This is a genomic window from Streptomyces sp. NPDC001002 (assembly GCF_053599215.1).
In genome coordinates this window covers 19,550-30,267 of sequence record NZ_JBSFLV010000111.1, presented here as the reverse complement: position 1 = coordinate 30,267, position 10,718 = coordinate 19,550, and the positions used below count along the sequence as shown (strand labels likewise).

The window sequence follows — 10,718 nt, the reverse complement described above, 5'->3', positions numbered from 1 at the left end:
GGCCGAGAAGACGGCCCGGAAGACGGCCAAGAAGGCCACGGCGAAGAAGGCCGCGACCAAGACGACCGCCACCAAGAAGACCGCGGCCTCCGCCTCGGCGACGCTGCTGTAGAGCTCCTCGTCGGGCGTGAACGCGGGCCCGTCGAGCGCGATCGGCTCGGCCACCTCGGCGGCGACCTCGGCCTCGGTCTCCTCGTGCGTGTCCACGGTGCCCGCGGACTCGTGCTCGTGCTCGTGGGTGTGCCCGTCGCCGCCGCGCCCGCGCTTCTTGCGCTTGCCGCCGCCACCGGCGGAGCTCGGCTGCTCCATGTGCACGATGACACCGCGCCCGTTGCAGTGGACGCAGGTCTCGGAGAAGGACTCCAGCAGACCCTGTCCGACCCGCTTGCGGGTCATCTGCACGAGCCCCAGCGAGGTCACCTCGGCGACCTGGTGCTTCGTACGGTCCCGGCCCAGGCATTCGAGCAGGCGCCGCAGCACCAGGTCCCGGTTGGACTCCAGGACCATGTCGATGAAGTCGATGACGATGATGCCGCCGAGGTCGCGCAGCCGCAGCTGGCGGACGATCTCCTCGGCCGCCTCCAGGTTGTTGCGCGTGACGGTCTCTTCGAGGTTGCCGCCCTGACCGGTGAACTTGCCGGTGTTGACGTCGACGACGACCATCGCCTCGGTCCGGTCGATCACCAGCGAACCGCCGCTGGGCAGCCAGACCTTGCGGTCCAGGGCCTTGGCGAGCTGCTCGTCGATCCGGTACGTGGCGAAGACGTCGACCTCGGAGGTCCACTTCGACAGCCGGTCGGCGAGGTCGGGGGCGACGTGCGAGACGTAGCCGTGGATGGTGTCCCACGCCTCGTCGCCGCTGACGACGACCTTGGTGAAGTCCTCGTTGAAGATGTCGCGGACGACCCGGACGGTCATGTCCGGCTCGCCGTAGAGGAGCGTCGGCGCGTTCGAGCTGCCGCCGTTCTTCGACTTCTTCTGGATGTCCTCCCACTGACCCTGCAGCCGCTCGACGTCGCGGCGCAGCTCGTCCTCGCTCGCGCCCTCGGCGGCGGTGCGCACGATGACGCCCGCGTCCTCGGGGACGATCTTCTTGAGGATGGTCTTCAGCCGGGCCCGCTCGGTGTCGGGCAGCTTGCGGCTGATGCCGGTCATGGAGCCCTCGGGGACGTACACGAGGTAGCGCCCGGGGAGGGAGACCTGGCTGGTCAGACGCGCGCCCTTGTGTCCGATCGGGTCCTTCGTCACCTGGACGAGCACGGACTGGCCGGACTTCAGGGCGGCCTCGATGCGGCGCGGCCCGTTGGCCATGCCCAGCGCCTCGAAGTTGACCTCACCGGCGTACAGGACGGCGTTGCGGCCCTTGCCGATGTCGATGAAGGCGGCCTCCATCGACGGCAGCACGTTCTGGACCTTGCCCAGGTAGACGTTGCCGACGTACGAGGTGGCCTGCTCCTTGTTGACGTAGTGCTCGACGAGCACGCCGTCCTCCAGGACGCCGATCTGCGTACGGTCGCCGTACTGGCGGACCACCATCACGCGCTCGACGGCCTCGCGGCGGGCCAGGAACTCGGCCTCGGTGATGATCGGGACGCGCCTGCGCCCCTGCTCACGGCCTTCGCGGCGGCGCTGCTTCTTGGCCTCCAGACGCGTGGAGCCCTTGATGGACTGCACCTCGTCGGACGGCTCGGACGGCTTGCGCGGCTCGCGCACCTTGACGACCGTGCGCTCGGGGTCGCCCTCGGTGGGCTCGTTGTCCGTGCCGCTGTCACCGGCACGCCTGCGACGCCGGCGGCGACGACGGCTGCTGGAGCTGGAGCCGCCGGACTCGCCGCCCTGCGCCTCGTCGTCGGACTCGTCGTCGTCCTCGTCGGTCTGGTCGGTGTCGTGCGCGGCGGCGGGCTCGTCGGACTCGTCCGTGTCGTCCTCGCCACCGGCCTCGGCCAGCTCACCGCGCCGACGGCGACGGCCGCCCCGGCGACGGCGCCGGCGCGAACCGGTGTCCTCGGACTCGTCGTCGTCGACGGCGTCCTCGGCCGATTCGTCGGCCTCCTCCGGCTCGTCCTCGACGACGGGCTCGACGGGCCGCGGCTCGGTCTCCTCGGCGAACGCGGCACCGCGGCCACGACGACGGCGGCGCGGCGCGGCGGGCGTCTCCTCGACGCGCTCCACACGCTCCGCGGGCTGCTCGTCGATCTCGTCGGCCTCGTCGGTGTCCGCGGCCTCGGCGGCGGCCTGGGCCGCGGCACGCTCGGGCGTCTGGAACCTGGGCTCGGTGAACACGGGCGCCTGGAACACGGCGACCGCGGGTCGCGCGGGCCGGCGCGGTGCCTCGTCCTCGTCGCCCTGGCTCGCGTCGGCGGCGGCAGCCGCGGGCGCGGCGAACCCACCGGCGGCCTTACGGGCGGACCGGCGACGGGCCCGACGGGGGCCGCCGTCCTCGTCGGCGGAGGCGGGGGCAGTGGCAGTGGCAGTGGCAGGCGCTTCGGCGGCAGACGCCTCGACGGCAGCGGCCTCGGCGTCACGCCCGTTCACGGGAGCGGCGGCGGGCGCGGCGGCGGTCTCCACCGACTCGGCCACCTCGCCCTCGGCGGGCCCACCGGCGGGCGCGGTCACCCGGCGGGTGGCGCGACGACGGGTACGACGAGGAGCGGCGTCCTCGTCGGCGGAGGCAGAGGCGGCGGCGGGGGCTTCGGCAGCGGCCTCGGCGGAGGCGGCGGGCGCCTCGACAATGACCTCGGCCGCGGTGTCCGCGCTCGGCGCACCGGCGGGCGCGGAGGCCCGGCGCGAGGCGCGACGACGGGGACGACCGGCGTCCGGAGCCTCTTCGACCACGGCCTCGGCGGCTGCGGGAGCCTCCTCGACGGCGGGCGCAGCAACAGTCGTGGCGGGCACGACCGTCTCGGCGGCCTCGGCGGCCACCGGCGCACCGGCGGGCGCGGACACCCGGCGAGTGGCACGACGACGGGTACGGCGCGGAGCGGCGTCCTCGTCGGAGTCCGCCTCGTCGACGCTTTCCGGCGCCGCCACAACAGCGGCCTCGGCCGTCTCCGTGACGACAGCGGGCACCACGGTCTCGGCCACCTCGGCGGTCACGGGCGCACCGGCGGGCGCGGAGGCCCGGCGGGTCGCACGACGACGGGTACGACCGGCGGGCGCGGCTTCCGCTGCGGCGGCTTCCGTCTCTACGGCAGCTTCCGCAACGGCGGCCTCGTCCGACTCTTCGGTCTCGTCGGTCTCTTCGGCCGCCGTTACCTCAAGGGTCTCGTCGACCTTCTCGTCGTCCTCGGCCGGTATGGCCGGCGCGACGACGTCTTCCGGTGCCTCGGCGGCACCGCCGACCGGCGGACCCGCTGGTCGGGAAGCGGCACGGCGCCGACGACGCGGCGGCAGTGTGTCGCTGGGGGTGTTCTGTTCGGAACCCTCGGTGGGTTCGGTCGGTTCGAGCATGCGGGCGTTTCTCCCGTCAGGCTCCCGGGCGCCGCACCTGGTCCGGTGTCGATGGCATCGACCACCGCTGACGTCCGCGGCTCGCGCGATGCGCGGTGCCGCCGTCCGGGGCGCGGGCGCCGCACGGGAACTCTCTAGTGTCCTGTCTCGCCGGTTCCGCACGCCATGTTGCGTACGGCCTGGCGAAAGTCTTGTGGTCAGTGCACTGCCCGACCCAGGTGGCTCCCGAGTACGAGGGCGGCGCTACGACGTCCGTCCTTCGCGGGACCTTCCTTACACCGGCGCCTTCGCGGCGGCAGCGGGATCGGCCGTGGATACAGCCGTCGCAGCCTCGCGGTCGGGCGCGAGCGGGTCGGTCACCGTGCCGGTCTCTTCATCGAGCAGCCCCTGCGCCAGCCTGGTCACCGCTGCGGGGACCGGCGGCGCCAGGTCGGCCACGGCGCGGAGACCGGACAGGACGTCGTCGGGTCGTACGGCAGGCGTCACGTGCCGAACAACCAGCCGCAGTATCGCACAGGGCTGGTCCGTCGGCCTATCAGCCTGCGAACTGTGCGTTTCCAAGTGTACGACCGCGGAGCGCGCGTCGAAGGTTCGAACGCCGTTCTTGGTCATGCGCTGGACCTCGACCGCACCGGCGGCGTTGAACGCGACGACGGCCCGCTCGGCCTCCGCCGGATCCACGCCGTCCAGCCGCAGCTCCCACACGGAAGCCGTGAGCCGGTCCGCGAGCCCGGAGGTCCGGGCCTCGACCGCGTCCACGACATCGAGCCCGGTGGGCATCGACTCGTCCAGCAGCGCTCTCAGTTTCTCCGGATCGCGCGCCGCGGTGAGCGCGATCTCCAGGTACTCCGCCTCACTGCCCGTGCCGGTGGGTGCGGCATTGGCGTACGACACCTTCGGATGCGGCGTGAACCCCGCCGAGTAGGCCATCGGCACCTCGGCACGGCGCAACGCACGCTCGAAGGCGCGCTGGAAGTCACGATGGCTGGTGAACCGGAGGCGGCCGCGCTTGGTGTAGCGCAGTCGGATGCGCTGCACCGCGGGTGCGGGAGGCGGGCCTTCGGGCTGTCGCTTGCCCAGTGTCGTTCAGTCCTTCGTGAGTGCGGTCGTACTGCTACCTAGAGTACGTGTCTCGGGCGCCGACGGTTCCCGGGCGCCGACGATCTCGACGGGCGCGGGCTCCCCGAAGAGCATCCGCCGGAAGTCGGCCCGCGCCTGCCGCACCGACTCGCGGGCGGCCGTCAGCGCCTCCCTGCTCGCCCGGCCCACCGTGCGCGCGACCTCGGCCACGGGCCGCACCACGGCGTCCCGGACGACGTGCCCGACCGGTGTCAGCACGGTCTGGTAAACCCACCGCACGGGCTCGACGAAGATCCACCGGAAGAGGGTGCCGAGGAACCGTCCGACGGCGAGCGAGATCCGGGACGCGACCCGCCACCCGTGCCCGACCGCGTCCGCCACCTCGCGCCCGACGACGGCCAGCAGGTGCCCGACGGGCACGAGCACCCACTGCCAGAGGGCGAGTGCGGGCAGCACGAACAGCACGCGCGCGATCCAGTACAGCCCGACGCCGATCGCCGACAGCGCGATGCCGATCCCGCGGACTATCCCGGTGACGATCGTGCTCGCGAGCCACGCGAGCCCCTTGGCGCACCACACCACCGCCCGCCCGAGCGGCGTGACCACCCACACCACGCCCCGCGCGACCCACAGCACACCGTGCCCGACAGGCGTGAGCACGCGCGCGTAGAACCACATCAGCCCGGCCCCGAAGCTCCGCGTCAGCCAGGCGAGGCCGTGCCCCACCGGCGTCAGCACGTACTCGTACAGCCACGTGAGGGGCACCACCACGAGCACACCGAACAGCCAGCCCAGCGCCTTCCCCAGAGGCACCACCCCGTACCGCCACAGCCCCACGAACGGCCAGACGAAGACGGCCCGCGCCAGCCACGCCAACGCCCGCCCCACCGGCGGGAACACCCTGTCGGCCAGGAACCGCCAGGCGACGACGAGCGCGTCCCACACAAGCGTCGCCGGCGCGACGACGAGTACGCCGAACAACCACCCCAGCGCCGTCCCCAGGGGCACCATCCCGTACCGCCACAGCGCCACGAAGGGCCAGACGAAGACGGCTCGCGCGAGCCACTCCAGTGCCCGTCCCACCGGCCGGAACACGGTGTCCGTCAGGAACCGCCAGGCGACGACGAGCGCGTCCCACACCATCCGCGCCGGCACGATCAGCACCAGCGCGATGATCCGCACGGGCAGGCGTATCGCCACGACGAGACACCCCTCGGGCGTCTGCCGCGCGGGCCGTTCTGCGGGGAACTTGTCCAGGTCCATACCGAGCTAGACGCATTGGCCCCCGCTACGGATGCGCTCGTCGGCCGGTCGGCCCGCTCACGATTTGGTGTCGGTGCGCGCCGAGGACCACTGCAACAGGAAGCGCAGGGCCTCGTAGGACGGCGAGCCGGGTTCCGCCGTGTAGGCGACCAGTTGCTGGTCGGGATGGGTGTCGACGGAGAACTGCTGGACGTCGAGGGTGAGGGTGCCGGCCACGGGGTGGCGGTAGACCTTGGTGAGTTGACGCGGCCCGCGCACCTGGTGGCTGGCCCACCAGACGCGGAAGTCCGGGTCACGGACGCCGAGTTCACCGACCAGCGCGGCCAGCGCGGGGTCCTGCGGTGTGCGTCCGGCCTCCATGCGCAGCACGGCGACGCACTCACGGGCGGCCCGCGGCCAGTCCCCGTACAGGGCCCGGAAGTCGTCGTCGAGGAAGGTCAGCCGGATCAGATTGCGCTCGGTCAGGGGCAGTTCACCGAAGTCGGTCAACAGGGCGGCGGCCCCGCGGTTCCAGGCCAGTACGTCCATCCGCCGGCTCAGGATCATCGCGGGTACGTCGGGCATGGTGTCCAGCAACTGGCGCAGCCGGGGCGCCACTTCCGTACGCACGGCCCGTCGCCGCGCGGGACCGGAGGCGGAGGCGTCGGTGACGTCCGCGACGGCGAACAGGTAGTCCCGTTCGTCCGGCGCCAGTCGCAGGGCCGCGGCGAGCGCGTCGAGCACCGGCCGCGAGACCCGCCGGGTACGTCCCTGCTCCAGCCGTACGACGTAGTCGACACTGACGTGCGCGAGCTGGGCCAGCTCCTCGCGCCGCAGCCCGGGCACCCGGCGCAGCCGCCCGTCGTCGGGCATCCCGGCCTCGTGCGGATCGAGGGCGGCACGACGGGAGCGCAGGAAGGCACCGAGTTCGTTGCCGGGGTTGTCGACCATGTCTCCAGTGTCCGCGCGTCCCGTCCCGTGTGCCTGGTACTGGTCTGCATAGGCAGGGTCGTCCCTGGCACCGGGGTGCGGGCCGGCGCGACGGTGGATCACGAACACACCGTCCCGACCCGACCGAAAGCGCAGGACATCCCATGCGAACGGACGTCACCTTCCTCAGCGCGGGCCTGAAGATCGCAGCCCACCTCTACACCCCTGACCACGCCGCTCCCACCCCGCTCCCGGCGATCGTCGTGGGTCACCCCGGCAGCGGGGTGAAGGAACAGGCGGCGGGCCTGTACGCACGCCGGCTGGCCGAGCACGGCTTTCTCACCCTGGCCTTCGACGCGGCACACCAGGGCGAGAGCGAGGGCGAGCCGCGCGGCCTGGAGGACCCGGCCCAGCGGGTCGAGGACCTCAAGGCCGCGGTCTCCCACCTCACCACCCGCGCCGACGTCGACCCCGACCGCATCGGCGTCCTGGGCATCTGCGCCTCGGGCGGCTACGCCCTGACGGCCGCCGCGACCGACCGGCGCGTCCGGGCGGTCGCCACGGTGAGCGCCGTCGACATCGCCCGCCAGTTCCGCCTGGGCGCGGACGGCACGCAGGACCCGGCGGTCTTCCAGAGCATGCTGACCGCGGCGGCGACGGCCCGCACGGCGGAGGCGCACGGCGAGCCCGTTCCGTCCTTCCCCCTCTTCCCGGCGACCGAGGAGGAGGCCCGCAAGGCCGGCCCGCACGTGTACGAGGGCTGGGAGTACTACTGCACTCCCCGCGCCGGCCACCCCCGCTCCGCCAAGTCCCTGACCTGGTCGAGCGTCGACCGCATCGCCCTCTTCGACGCCTTCCACGCCCTCCCCCTGCTGTCCCCGCGCCCCCTCCTCCTCATCACCGGCCGCGAGGCGGAGACGTCCTGGATGAGCGTGGAGGCGTTCCAGCGGGCCACCGGCCCGAAGGAACTCCACTGGATCGAGGGAGCGGTCCACAACGACCTGTACGACAAGGACGGCCCCGTCGGCGAGGCGGTCACGGAACTGACGAGGTTCTACACGACCCACCTGCCGTCGACCGCCTGACGGCCGCGCGGGTCCACGGGCCCGGTCACAGAGCCAGGGTCAGCCTGCGCCGCTCACGATCGAAGTCCGCGACGAGGACGGAGACTTCGGCGCCTACGTGTACGTCGTCTTCCGGGGCCGTACCGGGTTCGAGGAGCGGGACAAGACCCTCGACCCCGTCCGCCACCCGCACGAAGAAGCCGAACGGGACGACTTTCGTGACCCTCCCGCGCAGCCTCTCCCCCACCGCGATGCCGTCGACGAACAGTGCAAGGGGATCCGGCTCCATCGCCCGCAACGACAGCCGGGCCTCCCCGTTCGAGGTGTCGAACTGCAGGAACTCGCACGCGACGCGCTGCCCGACCTCGACGACCTCGGAGGCGGCATCGAAGTGCCGCCAGGACAGTTCGGGACAGGTGATGAAGCCGACGCCGGGAAAGACCGGGTGGCCGGGCCCGTCGTCGAGCGCCACGAACACACCGAAACTCTCGATCGACGCCACCGTGCCGGCCAGGACCTCAGCGAGGCGAAGTCCCTTGAGGAACGCCCAGAGTTCGGGATTCTCGGCGGCCGCCATCGACATCCGTACCCGGCCCTTCTCCGGCTCGACGGCGATCACCTCGGCGGCGACCCGCCGCCCGACCACCGCGGCCTCGTCCCGACGGCGACACCAGGAGACATCCAGCGGGCCCACCACCCCGAGCGGCCGCTCGGCGAACCCGTCCAGGGTCACCGACACCTCGGACCGAGCGACCGCGGCGATCGTCCCGTGGCGCAGATCGCCTACTCGGACGCCCGCCAGAAACCTGCTGACCGCCTCATCGACCGACGCTTCCCCCATGCCGTCCATGCTCCCCCAGAACCTCGCCCACCAGCACCCGGATCCGCCGCTCGATCTCGTCACGGATCGGGCGCACCGCGTCGACGCCCTGGCCGGCCGGGTCGTCGAGCTGCCAGTCGAGGTAGCGCTTGCCCGGGAAGACGGGGCAGGTGTCGCCGCAGCCCATCGTGATCACGACGTCGGACGCCTGCACGGCGTCGGACGTGAGGATCTTCGGGGTCTCGGCGGAGATGTCGACGCCGACTTCCCGCATCGCCTCCACCACGGCCGGGTTGACGGTGTCGGCGGGGGCGGAGCCGGCCGACCGGACCTCGATCCGGTCACCGGCGATGCGGCTGAGGAAGGCGGCGGCCATCTGGGAGCGGCCCGCGTTGTGGACGCAGACGAACAGCACGGACGGGCGGTCACCGGGCGCGGTCATGCGGGCACCTCCACGGGCCGTGAAGCGGTCAGAAAGCCGGCCACCCGCTCCAACACCTCCGGCACCACCCAGTAGTAGACCCAGGTCCCGCGCCGCTCACCCTCGATGAGCCCGGCCTGCCGCAGCAGCTTGAGGTGATGCGAGATCGTCGGCTGGGACAGCTCGAAGGCGGGCGTCAGCTCGCACACGCACACCTCGCCGTCCTCCCCGCGCGAGGCGATCATCGACAGCAGCCGCAGCCGCACGGGATCGCCAAGGGCCTTGAAGATCTTCGCCAGTTCGGCCGCGCGGTCCTCGTCCAGCGGAGCGTCCGCGAGCCCCTCGCAGCAGCCGCCGCGGTCGTCCTGCCCGACGATCTTCAACTCCTGTTTCGACATACGTCTATATTGACATCCCTCAATCCAAGGCGCAAGGTTGCATCAGCGAACGTCAATACAAGCCGTTCAGGAGCACCCTCATGAGCCCTGCAAGCCCAATGAACCCCACACCCGACCAGTCCACCGACCTGCGCGAGACGGTCCGCCGGCGCTACGCCGCAGCCGCCACCGCGGTCACCGAAGGCGGCGCCGGCTGCTGCGGCCCGCAGTCCGTGGAGGCCGACGAGAACTTCGGCTCCACGCTCTACGCCGCCGACGAGCGCGAAGTCCTGCCCGCCGAGGCCGTCGCCGCCTCCCTCGGCTGCGGCAACCCCACCGCCGTGGCCGAACTCCGCGACGGCGAACGCGTCCTGGATCTCGGCTCCGGCGGCGGCATCGACGTCCTGCTCTCCGCCCGCCGCGTCGGCCCCACCGGCAAGGTCTACGGCCTCGACATGACCGACGAGATGCTCCAACTCGCCCTGACCAACGCCGAGAAGGCGAAGGCGACGAACGTCGAGTTCCTCAAGGGCACGATCGAGTCGATCCCGCTCCCCGCGAAGACCGTCGACGTCGTCATCTCCAACTGCGTGATCAACCTGTCCGTGGACAAGCCCGCCGTCTTCGCCGAGACCTTCCGCGTCCTGAGGCCGGGCGGCCGCCTCGGCGTCTCCGACGTCATCGCCGACGACACCCTGACCCCCGCCCAACGCGCCGAACGCGGCGACTACGTCGGCTGCATCGCCGGCGCCCTGTCCTTCACGGAGTACCGCGAGGGCCTGGAGGCGGCGGGCTTCACGGACGTGGCCATCACCCCCACCCACCCGGTCGCCGACGGCATGCACTCGGCAATCGTCCGGGCGACCAGGCCCTGACCGATCAGCGCGCGATCACGTCGAACTCGTTGCCCTCGGGGTCGGCGAACGTGGCGAAGTGCAGTCGCCCGGCCTCGACCTCGTTGAGCTTGGTGGCGCCGAGCCCGGTCAGCCGGGTCACCTCGGCGTCGAAGTCCTCGGTGACGAAGTCGAAGTGCATCCGGTTCTTGACCGTCTTGTCCTCGGGGACCTGACGGAACCCGATACGCGATCCCGGAACGGCCGGGTCGGCGGCCACACTCGCGCCCGCCTCGTCCGCACCCTCGTCGACGGCCCGGCCGAGGGCTTCGGCCCACAAGGCCGCGACGGTCTTGGCGTCACGGGCGTCGAAGGTGACACCCAACACGGAGATGGACATGGTGCCCTGCTTTCTGTCGTCCCTCACTTGCCACTCGCCATGAGCCACAGCCACAGCCCGGCTCGCGGCCACGCCACGACCGTAAACCGGATCACTTCATC

The 10,718-nt window shown here is 72.0% G+C and carries 10 protein-coding genes; 2 read left to right on the top strand and 8 right to left on the bottom strand.

Going from position 1 to position 10,718, the window contains the following annotated elements; translation table 11 throughout:
• From ACWDR3_RS35455 to ACWDR3_RS35440, 4 genes are all read right to left on the bottom strand, one after another.
• Positions 1-3,450: Rne/Rng family ribonuclease (locus tag ACWDR3_RS35455; RefSeq protein ID WP_450356675.1), on the bottom strand; the 3,450-nt coding region annotated here is incomplete at its 3' end.
• A 273-nt stretch (positions 3,451-3,723) separates the two neighbouring features.
• Positions 3,724-4,488, bottom strand: a complete 765-nt coding sequence (locus tag ACWDR3_RS35450; protein ID WP_450356674.1) for a TIGR03936 family radical SAM-associated protein — start codon at positions 4,486-4,488, stop codon at positions 3,724-3,726.
• 48 nt (positions 4,489-4,536) lie between these two features.
• Positions 4,537-5,793, bottom strand: coding sequence for a hypothetical protein (locus ACWDR3_RS35445; protein WP_450356673.1), 1,257 nt, complete (start codon positions 5,791-5,793; stop codon positions 4,537-4,539).
• A 57-nt stretch (positions 5,794-5,850) separates the two neighbouring features.
• Positions 5,851-6,723 carry a helix-turn-helix transcriptional regulator gene (locus ACWDR3_RS35440; RefSeq protein WP_450356672.1) on the bottom strand — a complete coding sequence of 291 codons (873 nt, stop codon included), beginning with the start codon at positions 6,721-6,723 and terminating at the stop codon, positions 5,851-5,853.
• Positions 6,724-6,866: 143 nt separating this feature from the next.
• On the opposite strand from ACWDR3_RS35440, the gene ACWDR3_RS35435 reads away from it, so the two are divergent.
• Positions 6,867-7,787: an alpha/beta hydrolase gene (locus ACWDR3_RS35435; protein WP_450356671.1), complete on the top strand. Its 921-nt coding sequence runs from the start codon at positions 6,867-6,869 to the stop codon at positions 7,785-7,787.
• 25 nt (positions 7,788-7,812) lie between these two features.
• Here ACWDR3_RS35435 and ACWDR3_RS35430 read toward each other — a convergent pair whose 3' ends face one another.
• The 3 genes from ACWDR3_RS35430 to ACWDR3_RS35420 are packed head-to-tail and all read right to left on the bottom strand — an operon-like array spanning position 7,813 to position 9,405.
• Entirely contained in the window at positions 7,813-8,607 is a 795-nt protein-coding gene (locus ACWDR3_RS35430; RefSeq protein ID WP_450356670.1) for a S1 RNA-binding domain-containing protein, read from the bottom strand.
• Entirely contained in the window at positions 8,585-9,028 is a 444-nt protein-coding gene (locus ACWDR3_RS35425; protein ID WP_450356669.1) for an arsenate reductase ArsC, read from the bottom strand. Before ACWDR3_RS35425 ends, ACWDR3_RS35430 begins: the two co-directional genes overlap by 23 nt.
• Positions 9,025-9,405 carry an ArsR/SmtB family transcription factor gene (locus tag ACWDR3_RS35420; RefSeq protein ID WP_450356668.1) on the bottom strand — a complete coding sequence of 127 codons (381 nt, stop codon included), beginning with the start codon at positions 9,403-9,405 and terminating at the stop codon, positions 9,025-9,027. The genes ACWDR3_RS35425 and ACWDR3_RS35420 overlap by 4 nt, the downstream gene beginning before the upstream one ends.
• A 98-nt stretch (positions 9,406-9,503) precedes the next feature.
• Here ACWDR3_RS35420 and arsM point away from each other — a divergent pair, with 98 nt between their 5' ends.
• Entirely contained in the window at positions 9,504-10,259 is a 756-nt protein-coding gene (gene arsM / locus ACWDR3_RS35415; RefSeq protein WP_450356677.1) for an arsenite methyltransferase, read from the top strand.
• A gap of 4 nt (positions 10,260-10,263) precedes the next feature.
• Here arsM and ACWDR3_RS35410 read toward each other — a convergent pair whose 3' ends face one another.
• Positions 10,264-10,617: a VOC family protein gene (locus ACWDR3_RS35410; protein WP_450356667.1), complete on the bottom strand. Its 354-nt coding sequence runs from the start codon at positions 10,615-10,617 to the stop codon at positions 10,264-10,266.
• Positions 10,618-10,718 lie beyond the last annotated feature (101 nt).